This window comes from Streptomyces sp. NPDC039609, assembly GCF_055596705.1.
In genome coordinates this window covers 936542-961814 of the sequence record NZ_JBVIUJ010000001.1, presented here as the reverse complement: position 1 = coordinate 961814, position 25273 = coordinate 936542, and the positions used below count along the sequence as shown (strand labels likewise).

Annotated in this window: 26 protein-coding genes; 11 read left to right on the top strand and 15 right to left on the bottom strand. The window is 69.6% G+C overall.

Annotated elements, in window-relative coordinates:
• Positions 1–56: 56 nt before the first annotated feature.
• From ACZ561_RS04270 to ACZ561_RS04250, 5 genes are all read right to left on the bottom strand, one after another.
• On the bottom strand, positions 57–2309 hold the full coding sequence (locus ACZ561_RS04270) for an MMPL family transporter (protein ID WP_470989479.1): 2253 nt from the start codon (positions 2307–2309) through the stop codon (positions 57–59).
• A 349-nt stretch (positions 2310–2658) separates the two neighbouring features.
• The gene (locus ACZ561_RS04265) at positions 2659–3210 is read right to left on the bottom strand and encodes a GtrA domain-containing protein (protein ID WP_470989476.1); all 552 of its coding nucleotides are present in this window, start codon (positions 3208–3210) and stop codon (positions 2659–2661) included.
• A gap of 97 nt (positions 3211–3307) precedes the next feature.
• The gene (locus ACZ561_RS04260) at positions 3308–4144 is read right to left on the bottom strand and encodes a DUF4097 family beta strand repeat-containing protein (RefSeq protein WP_470989473.1); all 837 of its coding nucleotides are present in this window, start codon (positions 4142–4144) and stop codon (positions 3308–3310) included.
• A gap of 198 nt (positions 4145–4342) precedes the next feature.
• The gene (locus ACZ561_RS04255) at positions 4343–4864 is read right to left on the bottom strand and encodes a hypothetical protein (protein WP_470989470.1); all 522 of its coding nucleotides are present in this window, start codon (positions 4862–4864) and stop codon (positions 4343–4345) included.
• A gap of 326 nt (positions 4865–5190) precedes the next feature.
• Positions 5191–6168, bottom strand: coding sequence for a tellurite resistance/C4-dicarboxylate transporter family protein (locus ACZ561_RS04250; RefSeq protein ID WP_470989467.1), 978 nt, complete (start codon positions 6166–6168; stop codon positions 5191–5193).
• Positions 6169–6349: 181 nt separating this feature from the next.
• On the opposite strand from ACZ561_RS04250, the gene ACZ561_RS04245 reads away from it, so the two are divergent.
• The 3 genes from ACZ561_RS04245 to ACZ561_RS04235 all read left to right on the top strand — a co-directional run bounded on the left by ACZ561_RS04245 (position 6350) and on the right by ACZ561_RS04235 (position 9771).
• Positions 6350–8011: a phospholipase D family protein gene (locus ACZ561_RS04245; protein WP_470989464.1), complete on the top strand. Its 1662-nt coding sequence runs from the start codon at positions 6350–6352 to the stop codon at positions 8009–8011.
• A gap of 246 nt (positions 8012–8257) precedes the next feature.
• Complete coding sequence (locus ACZ561_RS04240; RefSeq protein WP_470989461.1) at positions 8258–8698, top strand: VOC family protein; 441 nt, start codon at positions 8258–8260, stop codon at positions 8696–8698.
• Positions 8699–9120: 422 nt separating this feature from the next.
• The gene (locus ACZ561_RS04235) at positions 9121–9771 is read left to right on the top strand and encodes a DUF4360 domain-containing protein (protein ID WP_470989458.1); all 651 of its coding nucleotides are present in this window, start codon (positions 9121–9123) and stop codon (positions 9769–9771) included.
• A gap of 353 nt (positions 9772–10124) precedes the next feature.
• Here the strand turns inward: ACZ561_RS04235 and ACZ561_RS04230 are convergent, their stop codons facing one another.
• Positions 10125–10799 carry an NUDIX domain-containing protein gene (locus ACZ561_RS04230; RefSeq protein ID WP_470989456.1) on the bottom strand — a complete coding sequence of 225 codons (675 nt, stop codon included), beginning with the start codon at positions 10797–10799 and terminating at the stop codon, positions 10125–10127.
• Positions 10796–11179 carry a DUF4406 domain-containing protein gene (locus tag ACZ561_RS04225; RefSeq protein ID WP_470989453.1) on the bottom strand — a complete coding sequence of 128 codons (384 nt, stop codon included), beginning with the start codon at positions 11177–11179 and terminating at the stop codon, positions 10796–10798. The genes ACZ561_RS04230 and ACZ561_RS04225 overlap by 4 nt, the downstream gene beginning before the upstream one ends.
• Before the next feature lie 49 nt (positions 11180–11228).
• Here ACZ561_RS04225 and ACZ561_RS04220 point away from each other — a divergent pair, with 49 nt between their 5' ends.
• The 4 genes from ACZ561_RS04220 (at position 11229) to ACZ561_RS04205 (ending at position 15619) form a co-directional block, all read left to right on the top strand.
• A complete protein-coding gene (locus ACZ561_RS04220; RefSeq protein WP_470989451.1) occupies positions 11229–11987 on the top strand; it encodes a DeoR/GlpR family DNA-binding transcription regulator in 759 nt (252 codons plus the stop codon).
• 694 nt (positions 11988–12681) lie between these two features.
• Positions 12682–14106, top strand: coding sequence for a S8 family serine peptidase (locus ACZ561_RS04215; RefSeq protein WP_470989449.1), 1425 nt, complete (start codon positions 12682–12684; stop codon positions 14104–14106).
• Positions 14107–14188: 82 nt separating this feature from the next.
• Complete coding sequence (locus tag ACZ561_RS04210) at positions 14189–14422, top strand: hypothetical protein (protein ID WP_470989446.1); 234 nt, start codon at positions 14189–14191, stop codon at positions 14420–14422.
• A 429-nt stretch (positions 14423–14851) separates the two neighbouring features.
• Complete coding sequence (locus tag ACZ561_RS04205) at positions 14852–15619, top strand: YqjF family protein (RefSeq protein ID WP_470989444.1); 768 nt, start codon at positions 14852–14854, stop codon at positions 15617–15619.
• Positions 15620–15878: 259 nt separating this feature from the next.
• Here the strand turns inward: ACZ561_RS04205 and ACZ561_RS04200 are convergent, their stop codons facing one another.
• Positions 15879–16769: a 2-dehydropantoate 2-reductase gene (locus ACZ561_RS04200; RefSeq protein ID WP_470989441.1), complete on the bottom strand. Its 891-nt coding sequence runs from the start codon at positions 16767–16769 to the stop codon at positions 15879–15881.
• A gap of 563 nt (positions 16770–17332) precedes the next feature.
• Here ACZ561_RS04200 and ACZ561_RS04195 point away from each other — a divergent pair.
• Complete coding sequence (locus tag ACZ561_RS04195) at positions 17333–17881, top strand: GNAT family N-acetyltransferase (RefSeq protein ID WP_470989438.1); 549 nt, start codon at positions 17333–17335, stop codon at positions 17879–17881.
• A 369-nt stretch (positions 17882–18250) separates the two neighbouring features.
• The gene (locus ACZ561_RS04190; protein WP_470989435.1) at positions 18251–18946 is read left to right on the top strand and encodes a DNA alkylation repair protein; all 696 of its coding nucleotides are present in this window, start codon (positions 18251–18253) and stop codon (positions 18944–18946) included.
• Between the two features lie 65 nt (positions 18947–19011).
• Here ACZ561_RS04190 and ACZ561_RS04185 read toward each other — a convergent pair whose 3' ends face one another.
• The 5 genes from ACZ561_RS04185 to ACZ561_RS04165 all read right to left on the bottom strand — a co-directional run bounded on the left by ACZ561_RS04185 (position 19012) and on the right by ACZ561_RS04165 (position 23334).
• Positions 19012–19317 (bottom strand): antibiotic biosynthesis monooxygenase family protein, encoded by a 306-nt coding sequence (locus ACZ561_RS04185; RefSeq protein ID WP_470989432.1) that lies wholly within the window; start codon positions 19315–19317, stop codon positions 19012–19014.
• 266 nt (positions 19318–19583) lie between these two features.
• Positions 19584–21092, bottom strand: coding sequence for a hypothetical protein (locus ACZ561_RS04180; protein ID WP_470989430.1), 1509 nt, complete (start codon positions 21090–21092; stop codon positions 19584–19586).
• Positions 21085–21735: a hypothetical protein gene (locus ACZ561_RS04175; RefSeq protein ID WP_470989427.1), complete on the bottom strand. Its 651-nt coding sequence runs from the start codon at positions 21733–21735 to the stop codon at positions 21085–21087. The genes ACZ561_RS04180 and ACZ561_RS04175 overlap by 8 nt, the downstream gene beginning before the upstream one ends.
• Before the next feature lie 201 nt (positions 21736–21936).
• On the bottom strand, positions 21937–22410 hold the full coding sequence (locus ACZ561_RS04170; protein ID WP_470989424.1) for a GNAT family N-acetyltransferase: 474 nt from the start codon (positions 22408–22410) through the stop codon (positions 21937–21939).
• Positions 22411–22462: 52 nt separating this feature from the next.
• A protein-coding gene (locus ACZ561_RS04165) for an IS5 family transposase (RefSeq protein ID WP_470989421.1) occupies positions 22463–23334 on the bottom strand; the annotation gives its coding sequence in 2 pieces (ribosomal slippage) (positions 22463–22987 and positions 22990–23334; 870 coding nt in all).
• 64 nt (positions 23335–23398) lie between these two features.
• Between ACZ561_RS04165 and ACZ561_RS04160 the strand changes: the two genes are divergently transcribed.
• Together ACZ561_RS04160 and ACZ561_RS04155 are read left to right on the top strand one after the other, a co-directional pair.
• Positions 23399–23794 carry a hypothetical protein gene (locus ACZ561_RS04160; RefSeq protein ID WP_470989419.1) on the top strand — a complete coding sequence of 132 codons (396 nt, stop codon included), beginning with the start codon at positions 23399–23401 and terminating at the stop codon, positions 23792–23794.
• A gap of 138 nt (positions 23795–23932) precedes the next feature.
• Positions 23933–24097, top strand: coding sequence for a hypothetical protein (locus tag ACZ561_RS04155; protein WP_470989416.1), 165 nt, complete (start codon positions 23933–23935; stop codon positions 24095–24097).
• Here ACZ561_RS04155 and ACZ561_RS04150 read toward each other — a convergent pair.
• Together ACZ561_RS04150 and ACZ561_RS04145 are read right to left on the bottom strand one after the other, a co-directional pair.
• Positions 24094–24552, bottom strand: coding sequence for a hypothetical protein (locus ACZ561_RS04150; protein WP_470989413.1), 459 nt, complete (start codon positions 24550–24552; stop codon positions 24094–24096). The two genes, ACZ561_RS04155 and ACZ561_RS04150, sit on opposite strands and share 4 nt — an antisense overlap.
• Before the next feature lie 264 nt (positions 24553–24816).
• The gene (locus tag ACZ561_RS04145) at positions 24817–25206 is read right to left on the bottom strand and encodes a YwqG family protein (RefSeq protein WP_470989410.1); all 390 of its coding nucleotides are present in this window, start codon (positions 25204–25206) and stop codon (positions 24817–24819) included.
• Positions 25207–25273 lie beyond the last annotated feature (67 nt).

Sequence of the window (25273 nt, the reverse complement as noted above, 5' to 3'; positions counted from 1 at the left end):
GAGGCGAGGCCTTGCGCCATTGGCGCCAAAGGTGTGCCGCGCGGTCCGTGAGGTCGTCAGCCGACCAGGGTGCGATCCCGGTGCGAGTGCGGTGCGGCCTGCACCCGGCCGAGCTTCTCGCCCTCGACGTCCACCCGGGGCAGGATCCGGTCCAGCCACTTCGGCAGCCACCAGGCGGACTTGCCGAGGAGAGCGAAGAGCGCGGGCACGATCGCCATGCGGATGATGAAGGTGTCGAAGAGGACGGCGATCGCGAGGGCGAAGCCGATCATCTTGACGAAATCGTTGTCCTCCATGATGAAGCCGGAGAACACGCTCATCATGATGACCGCGGCCGCGCTGACCACCCTGCCGCCGTAGCGGAAGCCGTCGACGACCGCTTCGGCGGGGCGGGCTCCGTGGGCGTACGACTCACGCATCCGGCTGACCAGGAAGACTTCGTAGTCCATCGCGAGACCGAAGACCACGCCGATCATGAAGATCGGCATCGTGCTCATGATCGGGCCCGGTGTGTCGATGCCGAACACATCGGCGAGCCAGCCCCACTGGAAGACCGCCACGACGGCGCCCAGTGCCGCGGCCACCGACAGCAGGAACCCCAGGGCAGCCTTGAGCGGGACCAGGACCGAGCGGAAGACCACCATCAGCAGCAGGAAGGCGAGACCCACGACCAGGCCAAGGTAGGGCAGCAGCGCGTCGTCGAGGGTCTGGGAGAAGTCGATGAACATGGCCGTCTGGCCGGTCACGAGGATCCGGGACGCGGTGCGCTGCTCCAGGTCGCCCGCGGTGTCGCGGAGTTCGCGGACCAGCTCCTCGGTCTTCTTCTCGGTCGGGCCGGTCGTGGGGATGACGGTGAGGATCGCGGTGTCGCCCGCCTTGTTGGCGGTGGCCGGGGAGACCGAGGCCACGCCGTCCGTCCCCTTGAGGGCCTCGCCGACCTGGTCTCCGGCCGCCTTGGCGTCCTTGGCCTGCACGGTGACCATCAGGGGTCCGTTGAACCCCGGCCCGAAGGACTGGGAGAGCAGGTCGTACGCCTTGCGCTGGGTGGTCTCGGTCGACATCTGGCCCTCGCCCGGCAGGCCGAGCTCAAGGCTCGCGGCCGGCACGGCGATCGTGCCGAGGCCGATCACACCGACGAGCAGGACGGCCACGGGGTGGCGCAGGACGTAACTGGCCCAGCGGGAGCCCAGGTTGGGCTTGGTCTTGCTGGCCAGCTTCGCCGCGTGCTTGGCGGCCCTGCGCTGCTTGCGCTCCGACAGCGGCTTGACGGCGTACTGCAGGCGTCCCTTGCGGGCCATCACCTTGACCGGTGCCAGGCCGAGGAGGGCGGGGACCAGCGTGATCGCGACGAGTACGGCGACCGCGACGGTGCCGGCCGCGGCCAGGCCCATCTTGGTGAGCATCGGGATGTCCACCACGGCGAGCCCGGCCAGGGCGACCACGACCGTGAGACCGGCGAAGACGACGGCCGATCCCGCGGTTCCGACGGCCCGTCCCGCGGCCTCTTCGGGCGTACGCCCCTCAGCCCTCTCGGCACGGAAGCGGGACACGATGAACAGCGCGTAGTCGATGCCGACCGCGAGACCGATCATCATCGCGAGGGTGGAGGTGGTGCCGGACAGGCCCAGAGTGGAGCCGAGCGCCGTAATGCCGGAGATGCCGATGCCGACGCCGATCAGCGCGGTGATCAGCGGCATGCCGGCCGCGATCATCGAACCGAAGGTCAGGACCAGGACGAACGCGGAGACCAGGATGCCGATCTGCTCGCCGGTGCCGCCCATGGCCTGCTCGATCTTCACGGCGTCACCGCCGGCCTCGACGGTCAGCCCTGCCTCGCGGGCCCGCTCGGTGGCCGCGTCGAGCGCGTCGTGCGCCTTGTCCCCGACCTCCATCGCAGGGACCTTGTACGTCACCACCATGTAGGCGGTCGTCCCGTCCTTGCTGATGCTGATCTCGGGGGTCTTGTACGGGTCGGCGACACCCACCACCTGCGGGGACGACGTCCCCAGCTCAACGACGAGGCGCTCGACCTTCGTCCGCTGCACGGGCGTGGTGATCTTCGTGCCCTCGGGCGCCCGGACGACGACCCGGGCACTGGCGCCGTCGGCGCTCGCGTCGGGGAACTTCTCCGTCAGCAGGTCGAAGGCCTCCTGCGACTCGGTGCCCGGCATCGAGAACGTGTCGGCGGGCGGCGCCGGCGCGGACGAGGCCGCGAAGCCCACGCCGCCGAATATCAGCAGCCAGAGCAGCAGGGTCACCCCCCGGCGGCGAAAAGCGAGTCGGCCCAGTCTGGAAAGGAACGTAGCCACGGAGGAACTCCCGTTGGGTCGGTGGTCGGTCGAAGCGGTTGGTCCGTCGAATCGGTTCGGCGGACGCATCGGATGGGTGGTGGCCGGTCAGAGCGGCTGCCGGTCGAAACGGTGGGCGTTGGGCGACGGGCGAGCCGGGCCTTCGGCGCCGGGCAGCGCGACATGGCGCCTCGGCGGCGTGTGTCCGGCGTCGGATAGGCGCACTAGAGGTGCGGGGCGAGCATCCCGGTCACGGCATCCCCGTCACGGCATTTCCGTTACGGCATCCCCGTCACGGCATATCCGTTGCGGCATATCCGTCACGGCCGGACGAGGGTCCCCCGGGCCTTCACCCGGTTCCCGGTCCGGTTCAGGACGCGGTGGTGAGCAGTTCGCGACAGGCCGGGGACCGGTGCAGGTCGAGGGTGACCGGGGTGGGCTGCTTGCGAGTGGTGGCGAAGACGTACAAGCGCAGTGCCAGGAAGCGGCCGATGCCGGCGAGGGCCGAGGCAGAGAGGTAGACCGTCTGCTCGATCGCGAGAGGGGGTGCGCTCTCGAACGCGTACAGGACGAGCATCGCGAGGGAGGTCACGGCGAAGGCGGCCACGGCCGTCCCGGCGGACTGCAGATGGTGGCGGAGGCCGCAGCGCAGCAGTCCGCGCCCGTCGGGCCGCCGGGCCGAGGCGAAGGTGAACCGGGCGTGCAGCTCGGTCGCGAGGATCGTCGAGACCACCGCGATCAGCGCGTTGGCCAGGATGAACGGCAGGAAGGTGGCGAGCAGGGCGACGGCCGCGCTGGAGGCGAGGCCGACTCCGCCGCCGAAGATCACGAAGCGGACGAAGGAGGCGAAGGCACCTGGGGTTGCGGGAGCGCCGGGGGTGCTGGGTGCGCCGAGTGCGCCGGTCTGTGATCCGCGTTCCATCTCTCTCCCCGCCCCTCAGTTCGATGTGTACGCCGTGCCGGCGCTTCAGCCCCGACCCCGCCTGTGCGCACGCCTGCACGCGCGCCGCCGAGAGCGCCTACGCGCGGCGGATGACGATGTCGCCGACGCTCGTACGGCCCCGGACCTCGACCGTCTCCTCGGACTCCCCCGGGCCCTCCGCCGCCCCCAGCTCATTGCGTACGCGGCCGGCGGTGGAGCGTACGTCGAGCCAGGCCGCGGTCCCCTCGGCGATACCGACCTCCAGGCCTCCGGCAGCGGAGTCCAGCGTGATCCGGCCGCGTACGACCTCACCGAGGCGGATGGCCCCGCTGGCGGTCTTCGCGGTCACCGAGGACGCCGCGCGTACGACGCTGATCGGACCGTTCGAGGAGTTCACCCGCAGCTCCCCGGCGACCTCTCCGATCGCGGTCTCGCCGTTGAGGTTCTTGACGGTCGCCGCCCCCTCGATCCGGCCGACACGTACGCGGCCCGACCCTTGGATGTCGGTCTCGCCCGTCGTACGGTCCACGAGGACGTCGCCGTGCGAGGTCTTCAGCCGTACCGCCGCGGCCTCGTCCAGCTGGATGTCCCCAGCCGCCGTCGTGAGGCGGCAGTTTCCGAACCGACCCTCGCCGATGAACTCGCCGAGGCCCGTGCTGCCGGTCAGGTCCGAGCCCGCGGGCAGCTCGACCGTCACGTCGACCGCGCCGATCTTGCCGAAGAGCGAGCGCTTCTTCGGGCCCTTGACCAGCAGCTTCCCGCCCGCGCAGGTGACCTTGGTTTCCTCCGCGGCCTGCACGTCCAGCTTGTCGCCGGGGTCGCTCGGCGTCACCTCGACCACGGTGTCGGTGCGCTCGCCCGCAACGATCCGGGCCCGCCCGATCTCGAGCTCGACGGTGGCGGAGAGGGGTTCGGGGGTTTCGAAAGTAGGCATGGCTGTGCCGTCCCTTTGACTGAGTGACTGTTGGCCGAGTGACCGAGCTGAGCGACCGAGTACTGAGCAGCCGAGTGGTCGTACGGACGCCGGTGCTCGGGTGAAGTGCCGTGGTGCGACAGTGACTTGAGGCGTGCCGGGTGCGATCGGCGCACCCGGAGCCCGCCGGTGCAATCGTGAGGCGGTTCCGGGGTGCGGCTAGCGGACCCAGCCGGTGAAGCCCTGCCCGACGCCCGGGCCCGGCGAACCCTTCCGGCTACGGCCCGCCGTTCCGGGCTCAAGGGCCGCGGTCACCGCCCGTACCAGCCAGGCGTTCACCGAAAGGCCCTCGCGGCTCGCGGCCTCCTCGACCCGGACCTTGAGCTGGGCCGGCGGCCGGAAGTTGATCCGCGACGTGGCGCCGTCCTCGACCTCCACCGGGGCCGCCACCGGCGCGGCCTGCACCGGAGTGCCGACCTCCTCGAAGACGTCGGCGGCGGGCGGCGCGGTCACCACGAATTCGGGGTTCAGGCCGCGCAGCCGCAGATCGACCGAGCCCGGCGCCAGGTCGCGGGTGATCTCGTCCATCGCGTCGGACAGGGCGTTCAGCAGCGTCAGACGCGCGGCCGACTCCAGCTGACCGGTCAGCCGGTCGGCCAGAGCACGGGCTTCGTCCCCGCCCGCCTCGGCGGCCACGCCGAGTTCATGGCGAAGGTTGTCAACATACGGGGTGAGGTCCATGACGCAATAGTGGCACCATCGTGGCGCCATTGCAAGCGTCATGGCGCCACGATGGGCCAGAGTGTCATCGCGATGGCGCCATGGGTACCGGTGGCGCCCCACACTGCCTGCATCTCCTCCACCACCGGCTCCACAGAATCAAAGCAATGGACCGCGGCCGGCCGGCGTCGGGCACCCGCGCCCGCACTCCCTCCGAGCCGACCTCAAACCCCGAACGGCCCGCTCTGCTGTCGTGAACCAAGGAGCCGGTCAGCTGCTGCCATTCGGCTCGTGTCAGGCGCGCCGAGAGACCCACCGTGGCCCCGGCTTCGCCGCGCCACCACCCTTCACCGGCCGACCGGCGGTGCAGCACGTGCGAGCAGCGCACTCAGCAGCCCACACAGGGTCAGCAGCCAGGCCAACGCAGCGACCCACAGGAACATGCTCCCCAGCGTGTCGAGCCAGGCGATGCCCGTGACGGCCGAGGTGGACAGGGAAGTGACCGCCGTCATACCGAGGGGGAAGACCGTCGCCCAGCGCCGAACGTCGTAATGAGGGCGCGGACGCAGCACTTCGGAGCAGAGCAGCACGACGTACCAGACGAGGTCGAGGGCGAGCAGCACGAGAGTGGCCGTACGCAGCGCGGTGGAGGCAGACCCGGACCACACTCCGCTCGCCAGCAGCTTGGACGCGGCGAGCGCCGAGATGGCCAGCGCTCCGCCGGCCACCCACTGGTCGCCCGCCCCCCGGGCGACCTGCCCGAAGTCGAACCGGGCCAGGGCGTCCACGTAGAGCAGCAGCCCGAGAGCGAAAGCGACGAGCGCCGCCCAGGCGAGCCAGTCGCCCCCGACGGGTGCGAGGGTCGCGGCCAGAACAGCGAGCGCCTGTGTGGCGACACAGATCAGGAAGACGGCTCCTGGCATGTGCCGCCGCAGATGCCGCAGCACCGCCGTCAGAAGCACAGCCCACAGCACCACAGCCAGCGCCAACAGCACCCCCGCGAAGGCACTCCAGCCGAGGAGGGCGACGCGAACGCCGATGATGGTGGTGGCGGCGACGGCGGTCAGCCCAGGCGGGGTGTCGGCGTCCGCCAGCCAGCGGCTCCGACTGCGGAGCAGACGGGCGCCGAAGTCCCACCCGAGCAGCAGCCACACCAGTGCGGCCAGACACAGCGGGACGCGCGAGAGCACCTCACGGCCGTCGAGATGGAAGCCCACGGACAGGATGCCGGTGGCCATCACCACGGCGCCCGCCGCGGGCGGCAGGTCCGTCCACGTACCAGCCGGTGGCGGCACGGACCGCGTGCGGGCAATCGGCTCGTCCATGAGCCCTATCGCAACGGCTCTCCGCCCAATCCGCCACTCGGAGACCGGACACCGTCCTCGGCGGCTCACATGGCGCCAACGGTCGGGCGGACCGGCCCCGGTCAGCCCCGACCCTGTCAGGCCCTGCCGGGTCGGATGGGACGCGGTGTGGTGGGTAGGGGCACATCGGAGGGCCGATGTCGTGACCCATGCTGAGTGGCTTCTGCTGTCCGGTGAACGCGGCAACTCCGCGACGCGCCTGGACGAACGCCGCGCGGGCGGGGTTGCCTGGTCCGAGGGAAACGAGGCACGGCCGCTGGTCCACGGCGCTGCCTACTTCACAGAACTCCTGGCAGCCGTCCGCGCGATGCGCGCCGGCGACCTGCTCCTGTTCACCGACTGGCGCGGCGACCCCGACGAGAGGCTTGACGGGCCCGGCACCGAGATCGGCACGGTCCTGTGCCACGCGGCCGAGCGCGGCGTCATCGTCAAGGGACTGCTGTGGCGCTCCCACCTGGACAAGTTCCATTTCAGTGAGGAGCAGAACCTCCACTTGGGCAAGGAGATCGAGGAAGCCGGCGGCGAGTGTCTGCTCGACATGCGGGTGCGGCCCGGGGGCTCCCACCACCAGAAGTTGGTGGTGCTGCGCCATCCCGGCCGCGAGCAGCTGGATGTCGCGTACGTCGGCGGAATCGACCTCTGCCACAACCGCAACGACGACGCCACCCACCGCGGCGACCGCCAGTCGCTGAGCATGGCGTCCGCCTACGGCCCGCACCCGCCGTGGCACGACGTGCAGCTCGCCCTTCGCGGGCCGGTGGTCGGCGACGTCGAAGCCGTCTTCCGTGAACGGTGGGAGGACCCGTCGCCGCTCACCCGCAGCCCGCTCACACGACTGCGTGAGCTGGCGCACCGGGAGGACACCGACGCGGACCGCCTGCCGCCGCAGGAAGCCGACCCCGCCCCTTGCGGCACGCACACCGTGCAGCTGCTCCGCACGTATCCGAACCGGCTCCTGCGCGGATACCCCTTCGCCCCCGACGGGGAGCGCAGCATCGCACGGGGATACCTCAAGGCGCTGCGGCGGGCCCGGACGCTGATCTACGTCGAGGACCAGTACCTGTGGTCCCCGAGCGTGGTGGCCTGCTTCGCCCGGGCGCTGACCGCGCATCCGCGACTGCTGCTGATCGCCGTCGTCCCCTCCGTCCCGGAGCAGGACGGCCGGATCACGCTGCCCATGAACCTGATCGGACGGATCAAGGCACTGGACAAGCTGCGCCGTGCCGGCGGCGACCGGGTCGCGGTGTACGGCCTGGAGAACCGGGCCGGAACCCCGGTCTACGTCCACGCCAAGGTGTGCGTCATCGACGACGTATGGGCCTCCGTCGGCTCCGACAACGTCAACCTCCGCTCGTGGACCCATGATTCCGAACTCAGCTGCGCCGTGATCGACGAGAGCCCGGACCCACGGCGGCCACGCGACCCGGCGGGACTCGGAGACGGCGCGCGCGTCTTCGCCAGGAACCTCCGCCTGGATCTGATGTCCGAGCACCTGGGAGCTCTCGACCACGATGCCCCCGCCGATGCGGGCGGGCGGACGCGTGCGGCCGAGGATTCGGAGGAGTGGACGCCGGACGGCCTGTGCGATCCCGTGACCGCCTTCGGTGCCTTCGAGGAGACCGCCGCCGCGCTGGACGCCTGGTACGACAGCGGGTGTCGTGGCCCCCGGCCGTCGGGCCGCCTGCGCCGGTACGTCCCTCCGGAACTGCCCAGGACGGAGAGGGTGCTGGCGACGCCCCTGCACCACCTCCTCGTCGATCCGGACGGCCGCCCCATGGGCTTGCGGCGCCGGCACACGTTCTGAACCTCATCGCGATGGGCGCCCGCCCTCTGGCCGGGTCGCTCGGTGCCGGACCGGGGTGGCGTGCAGGGCCTGGAAGGTGTGCCGTCCCAGGCCTCACGGGCGTGGCCTGGGACGGGGTTTCCCGGCGCCCGCCGATCCCACCCGGCACTCGAAGAGGTTGTGGCAGGGATGTCGAGAACGGCGTGGCGGCTCCGCCTCAGGGGCGTAAGCGGTCACCGTGGCCGTACGACACCAAGGAGACCCGGCATGACGATCCAACGGATGGACAACGTCCTCATCGTTGTCGAGGACATCGACGCTGTCGTTTCGTTCTTCGTCGAACTCGGCATGGAGCTGGAGAGCAAGGCGCCGATCGAGGGACGTTGGGTGGAGCGTGTCATCGGGGTCGACGACGTCCGACAGGACATCGCCATGCTGCGGACCCCGGACGGCCACGGACGAATCGAGCTGGCGATGTTCCACCAGCCGAAGGCGATCCGTACGGAGCCGAAGGACGCGCCGGCGAACACGCTGGGCATTCGTCGCGTCATGTTCGCTGTCGACGACATCGAGGACGTCGTCGCCCGACTGCGCACCCACGGCGCAGAACTCGTCGGCGAGCTGGCGCAGTACGAGGACGTCTATCGGCTGTGCTACGTCCGCGGCCCCGAGGGAATCATCGTCGGCCTGGCCCAGCAGCTCGGTTGAAGGCTGTGGCGGCCGGGCGGGCGCCGGACGTAGAGAACGCATAGAACGCAGGAGTGACGCGAGGGGCGCGCGGGACGCCCGGTTCATGTGGGACGCCAGGGGCGACAACCACTGTTCCGAGCCAAAGGAGGGCCGTTCGCGCGGCGATTGTTGGCCGGGCTCCCCCCTGCCCTTCCGCGCCCGGGCTTCTAGCATTCGACCACTCCCGCCCGCACTGGTGGGAGCTCCAGAATCCAAACCTGACATGTCCATGATAGTTCAACGATTGCTTGTTGGACTACCCTCCGCACCGCCGGCGCCTCGATCCACGCAATAGGTCCATGCCTGCCGCCCGCACCTGCGGCGCGCCGCAACCCGCCCCGCGACCGGACGCACCCGTGCGCCCGCGATCGCCCGGCAGTGAAGCACTGGATGGGAGAACCATGAGAGTCCCCCTGCTCGTGAGCGGAGCGATCACCGCTCTGTTCGCCTCGGCCCTACCCACACAGGCGAGCCCGTCGTCGATCGTCGACCCGCCCCCGGACAAGATCGTCATCGACATCGCCACGGTGAACGGCTCCGGCTGCCCCCTGGGCACCGCCGCCATCGCCGTGTCCGAGGACAACACCGCCTTCACCGTCACCTACAGCGAGTACCTTGCGCAGGTGGGCGGCAACGCCCCGCCCACGGCAGCCCGCAGAAACTGTCAGCTCAACCTGCTGGTGCACGTGCCCCAGGGATTCACGTACGCCATCGCCAGCGCCGACTACCGCGGCTACGCGTCGCTCCGACCCGGCGCGAGCAGCACCGAGAAGGCCTCGTACTACTTCCAGGGCTCGCCGAACACCGCGTCCCGGACCCATACCTTCCGAGGCCCGTACGAGGACAACTGGCAGGCCACCGACGACACCGACTGGGCGCAGCTCGTGTGGGCGCCTTGCGGCGTGCAGCGGAACTTCAACATCAACACCGAGCTCCGCGTGAACGCCGGCACGTCGAACCCGGCCACCACCAGCTACATGACCATGGACTCCACCGACGGTGACATCAGCACCGTCTACCACCTCGCGTGGAAGGAGTGCCCCGAAAACTGACACGGCACCACCCCGGCCGGGCCCCCTTCCCGGCCGGGCCCCCTTCCCGGCCGGGGCCCTGATCCCCGAGCTGCGCCGACGCACGAGTGACATCGCACGTTCCCGCCTCGTACGGGAAGCGGTCTACGGAAAAGGCAGCCCCGACGTCGCGGTTCTGCACCGACCCCCTGCCAGACGCGCCGGTCCCGCTCGCCCCCCCTGGTGGCAGGTCCTGCGGCGCTCGGACGCGCCACCACATGGTCTACCCCGGCCAGTTCAGCACCCTTGCCGAGTCTCAGCCGGGCACCGTCCCCAAGCCCCCGACGCCGGCCCGCATGTCTGGAGCAGGTCCGGCCGGGTCAGGGGCGGTGCCGTCAGTGGACGGCGGCCGGGGCGAAAGGGCCGTCCAAGGCTGCCCATTGCAGGAGCAGGATGGTCTTGCCGTCGGTGATACGTCCGTCGCGGGTCATGGCGAGCGCTTCGGCGAACGGCAGTTCGAGGACCTCGATGTCTTCGCCGTCTTCCTCGAGTCCGCCGCCGGCCCCGGTCCGGTCGGCCGGAGTGTAGGGGGCGGCGAAGAAGTGGAGCCGTTCGGTGACGGAGCCGGGGCTCATGAAGGCATCGAGGACGTGGGTGAGCGGGCCGAGGGTGACTCCGAGCTCCTCGGCGCTCTCACGTCGGACGGCGGCCGGCGGGTCGTCCGCGTCGAGCAGCCCCGCAGCGGCTTCGACCAGCATGCCGTCGGGGTGGCCGTTGACGTAGGCCGGGTAGCGGAACTGACGGGTGAGCAGGACGCGCCGGCGCTCGGTGTCGTAGGGCAGGACGACGGCGCCGTTGCCGCGGTCGTAGGTCTCGCGCTGCTCGGTGACCCAGCGTCCGTCGCGGCGGCGGTAGTCGAAGGTGGTGCGTCGCAGCACGTGCCACCCCTGGGAGGTGAGCTCGACGTCGCGGATCACGACATCGGGGTTCCGGTCCAGGTCGCGTCCGGCGCGGTCGAGGCCGGTGCGACCGCGGTGGTCGGGGGCGTCGATGCCGGGGTGTGGGCTCACGCGCCCTCCCTCGGGGTCCGGCGCGGGATCTGCGTGACGTCGTGGTAGACGGGCAGGCCGCGGCGGCGAGCTGTGGCGACGTCCTGGTCGGCACCGGTGGAGTCGCCCGGCAGTCGCAGTACGGCGTCACAGTGGACGAGCAAGCGCTCGGCGGCCGGGTACAGCACCTGGTCGGCGAGGGGGTCGGTGGGGCCGGCGCCGGCCGAGCCCAGGACGGGCAGGGCGATCCACTCCCCGATCACGGGGAGGTGGCCCGCGGCGAAGATCGGCCACGCGGCGGCTTCGAGACGGGCGAGGTTGGCGGCCATGGCCTGCGGATCTCCGTCGGCGCCGGAGCGATAGGGCCCGGCAATGAGGACGAGCAGGGGCTTGTCGGTCATGGCGCGCTACGATACATGCAGAAACGTGCAAGAACAGGAGAGAGTACGGATGCTGGCTGCCGAACGGCGCGACCACCTGCTGGATCTGCTCGCCCGCGAGGGCAAGATCATCGCCAAGGACGTCGCCGCCTCGCTGGGGATCTCCGAGGACAGCGTGCGGCGCGACCTGCGCGATCTCGCGAGCGAGGGGCTGTGCCAGCGGGTCTACGGCGGGGCGCTGCCCGCTTCACCTGCCGTGGCCGACTACAACGCCCGGCAGTCCGTCGCCCCGGACGGGAAACGGAAGGTCGCGTCCGTAGCTGCCGGGCTGGTGCGGCCGGGCGGCGCACTGATCCTCGACGGCGGCACCACTGCCCTCGCGGTCGTCCATGCGCTTCCCCGGGACCTGGCCTGCACCGTGATCACTCACAGTCCGACGATCGCCGCCGCCCTCCTCGATCATCCGCAGGCGGAGGTCTTCCTGCTCGGTGGCCGTATCTTCAAGCACTCCGCGGTGGCGTGTGGTGCGGCCGCGGTCGAGGCCGCACAGAACGTCTCCGCCGACCTCTGCTTCCTCGGTGTCACCGGTGTCCACCCGGACGCGGGTCTGACCACCGGCGACGCCGAGGAGGCCGCGATGAAGCGCGCCCTGGCCGCACGGGCCGCGGACACCTACGTCCTCGCCTCCTCGGAGAAGATCGGCACCGCTTCACGGTTCCGCGTCCTGCCTTGGGAGGAGATCAACGGCCTGATCACCGACGCCACCCCGCACGACCCGGCGATCGAGCAGCTCACGGCGCGCGGCATCGAGGTGCTCGCGGCCGGCTGACGCCCCGGGCGAGCGTTGCCCATGGGACACGGGGCCGGCCGCCCTGACCTGGCGTCAAGCCCTACGGCGCGGAGGACTGGGCGCCGGAGCGTTCGAAAGGGCACGGCGCGCACGACGGGCGCGCCGGAGCGTTCGAACGTGCACGGCGCGCACGACAGGGCGACTGCGGCTGCAAGTTCCTGGGGCACGTCGGCGCGCCAGGGCCGGCGACGGGGCTGTCGGCGCCGGCGGCGAAGGCCATGCGGTCGACCGGGAACGTACGCCGCGTTCATCCATCGGGGGTGGCGGTTCACGGACGCGCCACGGGAATGGCCGACCAAGGTATCGACACTGATCACGGCCAGCCGCCGTGCAACTGTCAACTACCTCATCAGAGTTGCACATGATGGGCGATATCAATAGATTTGTGGTAGGTGCCGATTCTCCGGCGCGCTACCCCAGTCCTGCCGTGACCCCGGCCGACCCGACGTCCGGCCGACCCGATGTCCGACCGACTCGACGTCCGACCGACTCGACGCCCGACCGAGGGGTCACGACACTGAGCGGTCCCGGTCCGACCCGACCGCGGTTCCCGCGGATTCGCAGGTGCCAGTACGACTGTCCGACGCACGGTCGCGATGCGAAGCACGCTCCGGCCGCGCCAGAGGGCCACGCAGCAGCCTGGTTCCCAACGGACGGAGAGAAGAGCCGAACCATGGCCAAGATCAAGGTGCTGCTCGAAACCGAAGCGTCACACATCCAGCCCGAGGGGTTCGGTGCCTTCAGGGCGGCCGTTGCCTCCGAGACCTCGGCCCTCGACCAGGCCCTTCCCGAACTCGACAGAGTGGCCGGGCTCGGTGTCGAGCCGGGCGAGAACTTCGTACCCGTCCCCATGTTCAGCCCACCCCCGGAAGGTGGCGGGAGCCCCGAGCCGCTGAGGTCCCTGCGGGAGTTCGCGGTTCCGGAAACCAACCCCGACATCGCACCGACCTCGGTCGTGCTGCCGGTCGAAGTGGACCCCACCAAACTGGCGGAGCTGCGCGAGCGCGAAGGTGTCCGCGTATGGGCGAGCTCCCCGCTCCACCTCTACCAGGACGAGGGCAGTCCGGGCGAGCCGGGCATGGATGTCGAGGCGAACGCGTTCGACCTCGCTCGCTCGCGTACAGGCCTCGACTGCCGGCCGTTCCGCCCCGGGGCCACCCTTGACACCATCCGAGCCCTGCTGGGCGTCGCCCGGCCGTGGCAGGACGGCTTCCGAGGGCAGAACGTCGTCGTCGGCATCATCGACGAAGGCGTGAACGGGCAGGTCTATCCGGTCTCCGGCGGCTTCACCCGTCCGGGAGCGACCCTGCAGCCCGGGGCCGCCCCGATCACCAGCCACGGCTCGATGTGCGCGGCTGACGTCCTCGTCGCGGCGCCCGCGGCCAGGTTGTACGACTACCCCTTCCTCGGGCAGCCCGACTCCGGCGGGGCCCTGACGATGTTCCAGGCGGTGCTGGAGCACCGTCGACTCGACGGCACGCCGCACCTGACGAACAACAGTTACGGGTTCACCGGCGTCCCGCGCCGCGAGCTGGCGCCCGGGCACGAGATCTGGGACCTCGACCACCCGCTCCACCGCAAGGTGCGCGAGGTCGTGGCCTCCGGCGCGGCGGCGTTCTTCGCGGCGGGCAACTGCGGCGCACAGTGCCCGAGCGGTGCCTGCGACCGCTCCGGCATCGGCCCCGGCCGCTCCGTCCACGCCTCCAACAGCCTTCTGGAGGTCATCACGGTCGCCGCGGTCAACAGCCAACAAGAGCGCGTCGGTTACTCCTCTCAAGGACCCGGCATGTTCGAGTCGCAGAAGCCGGACTTCGCGTCGTACACGCACCTCTTCGGGAACTTCGGCCCGGGGCGCCCCGGCGGAGTTCCGGCGCCCCCCAGGTCGCCTTTCGACAACGGGACGTCGGCGGCCACACCGGTTGCTGCGGGAGTCGCGGCCCTGATGCTCTCCGCGTTCCCCGGACTCAGCCCGGAGGAGCTGCGCGAGGCGCTGCTGGCCGGGCTGGTCAACACGACCGGCAAGGCCTGGGATCCGGGCTACGGGCGTGGGATCGTGAACGCTGCGGCGTCGTACTCATTCCTGCTGCGGAAGCCCTGAGCTGCGGAAAGCTCGGCGCGGATGCAGTGAATCCGGATACGACCGAGAACGGGCCCCGGATCGCGTGACCCGAGAGGTGTCGATGAAGTGGCTCTTGACGGTGCCGGTCGGCACCGACCTCGGCGATCTGGCGGCCAAGCTGTCCACCGTCGGCGGCACCCTGCTGGACATCGACCCGGTGCCGCTCGGTGACGACGAGATGGTGCTGCAGGCGGAAGGGCCACACGACCTACCCACACGGGTGGCGGGCCTTGGCCTCCAGATCAAGGTGAACCCCAGCTCCGAGTTCGACCTGGGCGGCTCGGGCCCGTTGTGAATATGGCCGAATGGGTGGCTCACAGGTTGCGGATGGCCCCGGCCAGGTCGGGGGCAGTAGGAGGCCCAGCAGGAGGCCCCCGGCCAGGTCGGGGCAGTAGGAGGCCCAGCAAGGGACTGATCCGTCGGTGTCGAGCTGCCCCATGAACCACTCGCCGTCGTCAAGCACGAGGCACAAGTCGTGGAACCCGAGGACTACCTCGGGCTGGAGCGTCGTGTATTTGCTCTGGTCGTGGCCCTCGACGACTACGAGCCTGTCAAGTCGGCCTTGCCGAACTGGAGCGGCGGGCCTCCGCAGACCCTTGGACCCGTCCCGCGGAAAGCCGGGCCGCGCAAAGGCTCTGCCACAGCAGTCCGCAGATCGGGCATTTCGGGCGACCGGAGGGGGTGTGGAGCGGCGGCGCGCGGGTGCTCTGTCATTCTTTGCGCCGTGCAGCCCCCCTCGTCCGTGACTCCCGACGCACCCTCCCCCATACGCGACCCGCTCCTCACCCAGGAGTGGCTCGACCTCGCCTTCATCCACTGGGCCGTCGACCCGGACGTCGTGGCCCCGCTGTTGCCGAGCGGGACGGTGCCCGACACATACGACGGGGTCAGCTACGTGGGGCTCGTGGCCTTCCGGATGCACCGGGTCGGCTGGCTCCGGCTGCCCGGAGTGCCGTACCTCGGCTCGTTCCCCGAGACCAATGTGCGCCTGTACTCGGTCGACGCGCACGGGCGGCGCGGTGTCGTGTTCCGGTCGATGGACGCGTCACGGCTCATCCCGGTCGTGATGGGGCGGGTCGGCTTCCGGCTGCCGTATCTGTGGTCCCGGATGAGCGTCCGCACCGACGGCGACACCGTCGACTACGCCAGTTCACGCCGCTGGCCCGGCCCGCGCGGGGCGCACAGCCGTATCACGGTGGCCAGGGGCAAGCGGATCGACGAGCCCACCGCGCTGGAGCATTTCCTCACCGCCCGGTGGGGTATGCACAACGGCTTCTTCGGCGGGGCTGCGTATCTGCCGAACGACCATCCGCGCTGGCCGCTGTACCGAGCGGAGCTGCTCACGTGCGAGGAGAACCTGCTCGCTTCGGCCGGCCTCCCGACGCCACGCGAGGCCCCGGTCAGCGTCCTGTACTCCCCCGGAGTCCCGGTGCGGCTCGGCAGGCCGTCCCGCTCCGCACCCACCGTCCCGCACCCTCGCCGACCTCTCTAGCACTGCCACGTCGTCCGCGGTGGGTGGTGCTCCCGACTGCTGCGCACCGCCCCTTCGAGGAGCGGTGCCGCAGCCGCAGCGGCGCGTCATCCAGGGCCTGTTTCCTTGTTGAGTCCTGCCACGGAGTTGCTCGGCTACTGCAGCGACACGGTGCAGGACCCCCACCGGCGACGGCATGGTCCGTTCGACGATGTGGTCGCTCTGGTGGGACTGAGCCCGAACGACTCAGGTCACCAGCCTTTTGACTGGTGCCGCTGCGTCACATCCCGGATGCGCTGACGGCCTCCAACAGGGCGGTGACAGTTTCGTTGTGCGGGGTGGGGATGCCCAGGCGGGCACCCGCGCGCACGACAGCGCCGTTGCGAGCGTCGTATTCCAGTGGGCGGCCGGCCAGGCGGTCCCACAGCATGCTGCTGCCGGACTCCGCCGGCATCGTTCGCAGCCGGGCGATGACCTGGTCGGCCAGGTCATCGGGCAGGTTCGCACCTGAAGCGGTAGCAACCTGCCGCGCCTCCTCCACCAACGCGCGGCCCAACTGTGCGACGCGCGGATTGTCGAAGACCGGCATACGGCGCATCGTCAGAGCGGTGATGGCGCCGTTGGCCGCGTTCAGGCACAGCTTCTCCCAGGTGGCAGTCACGAAGTCGTCGGTCAGGGCCACGGTGATGCCACTGCCCTGGCACAGGGCAGCGAACTCCACACCGTCGTCGTCCTCGGGGACCACGATCCTCGGGCGGTTGAACAGCCGGATGTGGCCACGCTGCGGCGACTCGGCGGAGATCTCCACCACAGCCGGAAGCACGCGGGCCGCGGCGCCCAGAAGCGGGGCGACGCGCTCACGATGCTCGACGCCGTTCTGCAGCACCACGACACGAGTGCCGGCGGCGCACAGCCGTTCCAGCCACGGCTTCGCGCCCGCCGTCTGGTGTGCCTTGGTCGCCAGCACCACCCAGTCGACCGCACACGCCTGGGCAGGGTCGAGGACCTGCGGAATCGATACCTTTTCAACTGCCCCGTCGGGCCCGTCGATCCGCAGCTCGCCCAGTGGGGAGCGCACGCACGCGGTCACCTCCAGCCGCCCGGTCGAAGCCAGGCCCGCGGCCATGACGCCCCCCACCGCACCCACACCCACCAGCGCAACACGTGTCATGAACACCGACCCTACCCGCGAGTAGGGCCAGACGGTGCTCCTCGCGTCCCGCGAGGACGATCGCGCTGTGGGTGTCGATATCCACCCTGACGCGGGACGGGCCCTCAGGTTCGGCTACCGGAGCGTGGAACCGGCTCCAAGTACCGCTCGGCCGTGTGGGCGAACCGACGAACTCGCCAACGCCCACAGGCCGCACCGCACTTCGCCACGATCGTCACGTGGACCGTCGCCCACCGAGAGCCAGAACCTAGGACAGCGGCTGACCGCCAAGGCCCATCCGGCGGACGCCGCGGGGCGAGAAGGTCATCGGCCCTATCCAGCCCCGCCGGATCACGGCGATCTGGGAGGGCAGCGGTGACACCGGATCGACCGCCCTCCCGCGTGACCAGTTGGACGCGCAACCGTCTCCGTTGGGCCGGGCCGGCAGCCCCCGGCAACGGCGGCCCCGGCGGTTCCAGCACCGCCCGCCGCGCGCCGGTCGCATCGCCACGACCCACGCCAAGGTCATCCCAGTAGTGGATCACTCGGGGTGCCCCGGTACTCACAGGCCCTAACGTTGGTCCATGCTCAAGAAGCCGTCACGCATTGAACTCCACCCGCTGACCCGCTCCGACCAGGACGAGTTCTGCACGCTCGTGCAGGCCAGCTCCGAGCTGCACGGGCCATGGATGCAACTACCCGCGACCGCCGAGGAGTTCCAGGTCTGGATGAGCCGCTTCGACGACGCCACCAACCGGGGCTTCCTGATACGTGTCCGGGAGACCGGCGCAGCGGCCGGCATGGTCAACATCAACTCGATCATCCGGGGCCGCTACCAGGGCGCGTCCCTCGGCTACGCGGCCTTCGCCCCGTCCGCAGGGCACGGATACATGACCGAGGGGCTCGCCGCCACCCTGCAGCACGCCTTCACCGACCTGCGGCTCCACCGACTCGAAGCCAACATTCAACCGGGTAACAAGGCGTCCCTCGCCTTGATCCAGCGGCTGGGCTTCCGCTACGAAGGGATTGCGCCCGCGTACCTCTACATCGACGGGGCCTGGCGGGACCACGAACGCTGGGCCATCACCGCACCAACCCCCTGGACTCCCGATCCATCCCTTCCCATGGTCTGAGTCGCGCGGCGCCGCTCATGGGATGGCACCAGCCGCCTCTCATCACGGACGCGCGAGCGGTGACGGCGATGGCGCTGTCAGGGATGCGTCGACGGCCTCGCCCGCCCGCAGGCACCGGGCCCGTACAGCGGCAGCCGCGGCATGGGCCCGCTCGATGAGCGAGCGGGCCGCTGCCGGAGCGGTTTGCAGAGCGCCCGCCGGCGGATCGCAGGGAGTGATCGACATCACACTCACCAGGGACAGGAAGGACAACCTCGGTTCGCTGTGGTCCGAGTGCGGTCCCGCTCGCACTCGGACGGATGGGAACGACGATCCGGCCTCGGGGTCGCCAAGGGCTGCCCGTCACCGTCGAGCCGTAGGCTGGATTCCATGCTCGACGGACAGGAGGCTGACGTGACCGGGACGACGGTGGCGCAGGTCATGGCTGAGTTGGCCGCGCTTGAGGACCCGAAGATGCGTGCGGCGAACGAGAAGCGCGGTGACGATCACGGCGTGAACCTCGGCAGGCTGCGCGCACTCGCGAAGCAGCTCAAGACGCAGCAGGATCTCGCGCGCGAACTCTGGGCGACGGAAGACACCGCGGCGAGGCTCCTGGCGATGCTGATCTGCCGTCCGAAGGCATTCGAGCGCGACGAGCTGGACACCATGGTGCGGGAGGCGCGCGCCCCCAAGGTTCACGACTGGCTCGTGAACTACGTGGTGAAGAAGAACCCGGCCTCCGAAGAACTGCGCCTCGCCTGGTTCAAGGACCCGGATCCTGTGGTCGCGAGCGCCGGCTGGGCGCTGACCACCGAGCGGGTGGCGAAGAAGCCCGAGGGCCTCGACCTCGCGGGACTGCTCGACGTCATCGAGGCGGAGATGAAGGACGCGCCCGATCGTCTGCAGTGGGCGATGAACCACTGCCTGGCTCAGATCGGGATTCAGCACGCCGAGTACCGCGCCCGCGCGATCGACATCGGCGAGCGCCTGGAAGTGCTCAAGGACTACCCGACTCCCCCGAACTGCACGTCCCCGTTCGCGCCTGCCTGGATCGCCGAAATGGTGCGTCGTCAGCACGAGAAGTAGCAGACCCGCAACTTCGGGCGAGGCGCCGACGCGTACGGCTGCGTCGGGGCCATCGCTGCCGGGCGTCAGGTCAACGGTGCGATCGTGAAGTGCCGAACCTGAAGTGGCGCCACCAAGTACTCCTGCTCGCCGGGAAGAACCACCGGCTGGTCACGCCAGTTCTCGCCGGCGTAGGCGACCAGATCCTCCTCGCTCCGCCAGCGACTGACGTACAACAGTCCGTCCGGCGGCGCGACCAGAACCTCGTGGTCCACCAACCCGGGGTGGAGAGACGGGAATTCACTCACAGCACTGACGATCACGTCGCGGAACGCCTCGAAGCGATCCGGACGGACACGGGCCTCGCTAATCCTGATGATCACGGCACTCACGCTGCCACATGGAGCGCGACGATGAAACCCCAGACGCGTTCCGTCGCCGGTGACCTCCGCCGCAGAGGCGGCGCTCGTGGCCAGCAGGCGCTCTGGAGAGAGGTTTTGACGGTTGATCGGCTCTCTCTGTCACTTCCCTGGCGGGGGGGCGAGCCGTGCGGGTCGTCGATGTCGCTCACGTCGGCGGGGCGAAGACCTCGCCGCGGTTGTACGTCCTGCCAACGGCGGCGCAGGCCCCTTCCCCACCTCGGTGTCCCGCGCCGCCGCTACCGGCCCGCCGGCCCGGTCGGGCTGCGAGAGTCCACCGGAAGGCGCAGGATCTGGCCGGCGGCGGTGCCGACGAGGAGCGTGCCGTCCGGGGCAGCGTGCAGCGAGAGGGGGCCGTACGAGGGCAGCGCGCGACGGCCGAGCACCGTCCCGTCGGCGGTGTCGCAGGAGACGAGAGTGCCGTCGACGCACAGGGCGTACAGAACCCCGGCATGTGTGTCGAGGTCCTTGACCTCGGATTCCAGCGGACGGCTCCAGAGGATCTCGCCCGACGGGAAGGCCCTGCGGACCAGCTCCGTCCGTCCGTGCAACAACGCTGGGCCGGCCGCGTCGTCGGTGTAGACCGCTCTGCCGAGAGGCGCGTCGACCGTGAAGAGCGTCGTCTCGACGGTGCCGGTCGGGTCGAGGGCGATCACCTCCCGGCGCCGCCGTCCGTACAGCAGCTCGGGGCAGCGGCGGACGTCGAGCGGGACGAGGTCGTACCTGTCGGGCTCGTGGACCGCGCCGAGCCGGGTGCCGTCGGCAGCGAAGATCCGGGTGTTGGGTGGGGTGGGCGGCTCGGTCCCGAAGCTGCGGTCGTAGGTGTCCCGGATCGCCCAGACCCCGTCCGTACGGGCGGACAGCGCGGCCGAGAAGGGCACGGATGGGCGGTCGAGAACCGTGCCGTCCGAGGTGGCGACGAGCGGGAAGTCGGTCCGCGTGCGGGAATCCGGGCCGGAGACGGCGACCCGTACCGTCCGCTCGTCGGCTGCGAGCTCGATCCGCGTGCCGCCGCTCGCCGAGGGCGCGGGGACGCTCCACTGCAGCGATCCGTCCCGGCCCCAGCACTCCACCGCTGTGTGCATGCGGGTGGCGAGCACACGGCCGTCACGCAGCCCGGCCACGGCTCGAACCCCGCCCCGCGCGTCGTACGTCCGGCCGGCCCGCTCGGCGAGTTCGCGCAGCAGCGGCTGCGCGAGCGGTATGTCGTCGTACGGGGACGGGCCGTCCGGGTCGAGCGGGGTCCGGTCGAGCGCTGTCAGGTCGAGGGCGTCGGGGGTGAGGCCGAGCCAGTTGTCGCGTACGACGGTGGCCCGGGACATCAGGTGCGTGTACTCGTCGTCCGGGTGCAGGGCGAAGAAGGTGAGCTCGAGGGTGCGGTCGTCCAGCCAGCGGACCGGCTCGATGCCCCAGGCGGGGTCGGCGAAGTCGACGCGGTGGCCAGTGCCGGGTTCGAAGAGGGTGAGGCCGCCTTCACGTCGGTACTCGTCATAGTTGTCCAGGCCGACGACGAGGAGCGGGAGCGTGGGGTGAAAGGCGATCGACTCGGCATCCGTCGTGAAGGTCAGCAGGTGGGCGCAGGACAGGTCGGCGGCGCGGAAGAGCGCGACGACGCTGCTTCCCTGCAGCACCGAACTCACCGCGATCCACTGCTCGTCGGCGCTGACGACCACTTGGGACGCGTGCCCGTGCAGTTCGGAAAAGGGCTCGTCGTGGAAGACGGCGTACGAGGTCGTCTGCTCAGCCATGGTGCTCCGTCATGTGGGCGAACGTGGTGCAGGCGAGGGTGTTCAGGACCTCCGGCGTCGCCTCCGGTACGAGGGTCCGGAAGGACGCGGCGAAGGCGGCCGACTGCGTGCAGAGGGCCTGTGCCTCCAGAGCCTGGGTGAGGCGCGGTAGCAACTCGTAGAAGCAGAAAGGGTGCTCGCTCTCGATGAACGCCCTCAGGCTGTCCTCGTACGAGGCGTGCTCGCCGTCGTACGTCCAGTCGTCCAGAGCGCGCAGCAGCGGGAACTGCGTGCGCACCTCCCATGCGGCGAGCGGTACCTCCTCGTACGAGGCGTCCCACTCACGGTCCGCGAGCCGCAGCAGCATCGCCAGCTCGGTCATGAACTCGGGAAGGCGCTTGTTTCCGGCGGCTGTCGTCCATGCCCGCCGAGTGTCGTCCGGACAGGTCGCGAAGAACTCGTCGCTGAACGCGGTGGCCAGGTAGTCCAGTTGGGAGGCGAGCGGCTGGAGGGCGCAACGCCAGGACGCGTCCCAATGGTTGGTCCGCGAGACCCTCTTGAAGCGCAACACCTCCCATTCCAGCGGGTCGGGCCCGCCGGCTGCGAGCCCGACGAGGTGCGCGATCGGTCCGCTGGTGAACATGCCTTCCGGATGCAGTGCCATGAACTCCCCCTGTTCGTTGGCGGTCCGTCACATCGCCCTGAGGGCGCCGCCGAGCGAGCGGGTGGCCGATCGGCCGCACTCCCGCGCTCGGCAGCACGCTCATGTGACTCGCCGCGTGTTCATCGCTGCTAGTGCTGCTGGTGCTGCTAGTGCTGCTGGTGCTGCTGGTGCTGCTAGGCCGTGTATCGGAAGTGGATCTCATCAGGTGTCGAGTGGAAGTTCCAAGAGTTCCTCTGGGGACTGGAAACCGAGGCGCCGATAGAGCGGCGTGCTGCGCTCTGACGGCCAGACGATCAAGCCCTCGAGGCCTGCGCTGCGTGAATGCTGCTTCAGCGCCTCAAGGAGCGCGGAGCCAGCTCCTTTGTTCCGATGTGACGGCAGGACGAAGTAGTTCGTGACATAGCCGACCGGGTTGTTGTCCTCGTAGGGCTCCGGCATCCGCTCCACCAGACAGAGGAAGACGTGACCACAGATTTCGCCTTCGGTCTCCGCGACCCAGGCCAACCAGTAGCCATCCCTGAGCCGGTCGTGGATCCAGTGCTCTGCCTCTTCCAGGGGCCGCGCGCGGGTCGGTCTTAGTCCTTCGTAGTCCTCTTGCTTGAACGTCCATCGGAGTTCGGCCAGGCGGCCCGCATCGGCGGGTCGGGCGGGGCGCACGGTGAAGTCTGTGGTCATGAGGCGAGTTTCCCGGTCACACGGCAGTGGGGCGAACTGGTTTCCGTGCCGGTCACAGCCATTCGTTGATGGCCGCAACGAGGACGGGGGCTTCGTAGCGGACAGCGAGTTTCTCGTAGCGGGTAGCCACCGCCCGGTGTCTCTTGAGGCGGTTGATGCCACACTCCACCGCGTGGCGCTCACGGTAGTCGGCCTTGTCGAACTTCGGCGGGCGGCCGCAGGCACCGAGCTTCTTCCGGTTGCGGGCGTGGTCAGCCTTGTCCGGGATGGTGCAGCGGATCCCGCGTCTGCGCAGGTAGGCACGGTTCCTCCGGGAGGCGTACGCCTTGTCGGCCCGCACCCGGTCAGGGCGGGTGCGGGGCCTGCCCGGTCCCAGACGATGTACCCGGATCTGCTTCAGTACGGGCTCAACCTGTGGAGAGTCCCCGCGTTGCCCGGCTGTGATCACGAACGACATCGGCTTCTGGCCCTGTTCGACGGCCAGGTGCAGCTTGGTGGTCAGACCTCCGCGTGAGCGTCCGAGTCCGTGGTCGGCTGGCTCGATGTCGAGGCCACCTGGCGGCTCGACCTGCAGTTCCCCCTTTTCCGTGCCCCGGCGGCGTGCCGGTGGGCTCGGCACACCGTGGAGTCGACGTTGATGTCCCACGTGATCAGATGCTTCGAGTCGGCCTGGGCCTGCAGTTCGGCGAGGAAGCGCTTCCAGGTGCCGTCCCGCTGCCAGCGACGGAACAGGTCGTACACGCGGCCCCAGGGACCGTACCGTTCTGGCACGTCCCGCCATGGCGCCCCGGTCCGTGTCCGCCACCGTATGCCGTTGACCAGCTGCCGCCGGGTCCGTATCGGCGGCCGTCCCGGCTTCTTGCCCGTTGGCAACAACGGCCCCAGCCGGGCCCACTGAGCATTGGTCAGATCTCCAGGTTTCACGAAGAGAGATCATCTTCCGTCAACTGCCGGACGCGACACACCGGCGGCTGGGACGATCCGTGACGTGATCGCTTGGATGCACCGCACCCCAGTCTGGGTGGTGATAGTGGTGGGCGCTATTACCGCTGGCCTGTTCCTCGTTGGCACCGTCGTACATGTCGCCGACCTTCTTCACCACGGCCTTGTAGCTTACGAATGGGCTCCGAAGTGGCTCAACTTCTACTGGTCCTCGCTGGCGCTCCTCGACCTGCTCACAGCTGCGCTTCTGATCAGCGGCAAGCGTCGAGGGACAGACCTCGCTTGCGCCATCATGACGACCGACCTCGCCGCCAACTGGTACGCGACCTATGGCATCCAGCACAGCAGCCTCGCCGCTCAACCGGGCCTCCAGCGCCTGGTCGCCTTCACCGCATTCGTCCTAGGAACGGCGCCTTTCGCCCGACGGCACCTCACCAGTTGAGCTGACGCGAAAGACCCACTTCCCATACACCCCTGGTCCAGATGGCACCCGCACCTGCTGCACTGCGTCCAGCCGACCTCGGTGAGAGTACGTGACCGGCTCGGGCGGCGCGGACAAGATGCTCCTCGCGGTCTACATGTGCTGTTAGTTCGAAGTCCCGACCACGACACCGCCGACGCCTACAGCCTCGCCCGTATCACCGCGGCCCTGGACGAGGAGCCGGAGCCGCAGTTCCAGCGGGAGGTACTCGCCACGGTGCGCGGGGCGAAGAAGTCTGCTCGCCCCGCACATGCCGCTGGCTAGCAGGTGATGCTTTCGATGTAGACGTGGTCGAGGTCGCTGAACTTCTTCCAGAGGCTGGTCTTACCGCGCCGGTCCTCCGTGTTGGTCCAGCCACCCCAGTAGTGCCACTTGGTGACACAGCCCTTGTAGAACCGGACGGCGTCGGTGTCGAAGTAGTGGTAGTGAAACTTCGACTCGTCGCCTGCGGGGAGCTCCACATCCGCGTTGTAGCTACCCCAGGTGTTCACGTGCGTCACACAGGGAAGCTTGTCCCCCGAGTAGGTGCTGGAGGTCCCGGACCAGCAGTTGGCTATGCGGACCGACATGCCCGAGTTGTTGCTGACCTCACCGCCGCAGCCCGAGGTCGTACACGTGCCTGCCGATGCGGGGGTGCTCAGGCCGATGCTCATGAGGGGTACCGCGATGGCGAGCGCCGCAGAGCGCACGCCCCACTTACCGAGCTTTCCCGTGATCATGCTCTCCTCCGTGCGGTCGCGAATTTGGTCGTCCGGCTGGTGATTCAGAAAGCCCACTCAGACCACGGCAACAAGCAGTTTGTGTTCACCGCGTGTAGATGGCGTGGGTATGTTGGCATGAACGGGTCACTGGCGCCAGCATTCGAGACACCTGGATCAGATCCCAGACGGCGTCTTGTGAAAAGGGCGAACGTTGTCTGATGCAGCACTAGAGCCTGTCTGATGGGTCGTGGTGCGGGTGACGAGCCCGAGGTCAATGCAGGTCTACCTGGAACGCGTGACGGTGATCGGCGGGGCAGGTGATGATGCGCAAGTCTCCCCATCGGCCGACGACAACCCTGTCTCGTCGTCGCTTGCCACGGTGAAGAGGAGCGTCATGGCCTTGCCACAGTCCCCACAGCGAAAGACTGCCGGGTGCGTCAGATGCCAGGTTGGCCAGCCGCCGAGTTTCCAGCCGCCGAGGCGGGTGATGACGTCGCCTCCGTCGCCGGTCTCGCGGACCAGTTCCTCCAATCGCGGACGAAGTTCTGCAGGCAGCTCCTCGCGGAATGGGAAGTCGGTCACGTGCTCGGCGGTGATGGCGCACGTCTTGGGCAGGTAGCTGTCCTCGTCATACCGTGAGGGCGCCGGCGGGTTCGTCAACTGGCTGGTCACGTCAGCGGCTCGACGCCATCGAACTTCGATCACAGGGCTGATGTCAGCCTGCTGGGCCGGAGGATCC

Coding starts and splice junctions, on each gene's coding strand:
- ACZ561_RS04265 (WP_470989476.1), bottom strand. CDS start 3,210: ATGGAACGCGGATCACAGACCGGCGCACTCGGCGCACCCAGCACCCCC.
- ACZ561_RS04260 (WP_470989473.1), bottom strand. CDS start 4,144: ATGCCTACTTTCGAAACCCCCGAACCCCTCTCCGCCACCGTCGAGCTC.
- ACZ561_RS04255 (WP_470989470.1), bottom strand. CDS start 4,864: ATGGACCTCACCCCGTATGTTGACAACCTTCGCCATGAACTCGGCGTG.
- ACZ561_RS04250 (WP_470989467.1), bottom strand. CDS start 6,168: ATGGACGAGCCGATTGCCCGCACGCGGTCCGTGCCGCCACCGGCTGGT.
- ACZ561_RS04240 (WP_470989461.1), top strand. CDS start 8,258: ATGACGATCCAACGGATGGACAACGTCCTCATCGTTGTCGAGGACATC.
- ACZ561_RS04235 (WP_470989458.1), top strand. CDS start 9,121: ATGAGAGTCCCCCTGCTCGTGAGCGGAGCGATCACCGCTCTGTTCGCC.
- ACZ561_RS04225 (WP_470989453.1), bottom strand. CDS start 11,179: ATGACCGACAAGCCCCTGCTCGTCCTCATTGCCGGGCCCTATCGCTCC.
- ACZ561_RS04220 (WP_470989451.1), top strand. CDS start 11,229: ATGCTGGCTGCCGAACGGCGCGACCACCTGCTGGATCTGCTCGCCCGC.
- ACZ561_RS04215 (WP_470989449.1), top strand. CDS start 12,682: ATGGCCAAGATCAAGGTGCTGCTCGAAACCGAAGCGTCACACATCCAG.
- ACZ561_RS04210 (WP_470989446.1), top strand. CDS start 14,189: ATGAAGTGGCTCTTGACGGTGCCGGTCGGCACCGACCTCGGCGATCTG.
- ACZ561_RS04200 (WP_470989441.1), bottom strand. CDS start 16,769: ATGACACGTGTTGCGCTGGTGGGTGTGGGTGCGGTGGGGGGCGTCATG.
- ACZ561_RS04195 (WP_470989438.1), top strand. CDS start 17,333: ATGCTCAAGAAGCCGTCACGCATTGAACTCCACCCGCTGACCCGCTCC.
- ACZ561_RS04190 (WP_470989435.1), top strand. CDS start 18,251: ATGCTCGACGGACAGGAGGCTGACGTGACCGGGACGACGGTGGCGCAG.
- ACZ561_RS04180 (WP_470989430.1), bottom strand. CDS start 21,092: ATGGCTGAGCAGACGACCTCGTACGCCGTCTTCCACGACGAGCCCTTT.
- ACZ561_RS04175 (WP_470989427.1), bottom strand. CDS start 21,735: ATGGCACTGCATCCGGAAGGCATGTTCACCAGCGGACCGATCGCGCAC.
- ACZ561_RS04170 (WP_470989424.1), bottom strand. CDS start 22,410: ATGACCACAGACTTCACCGTGCGCCCCGCCCGACCCGCCGATGCGGGC.
- ACZ561_RS04150 (WP_470989413.1), bottom strand. CDS start 24,552: ATGATCACGGGAAAGCTCGGTAAGTGGGGCGTGCGCTCTGCGGCGCTC.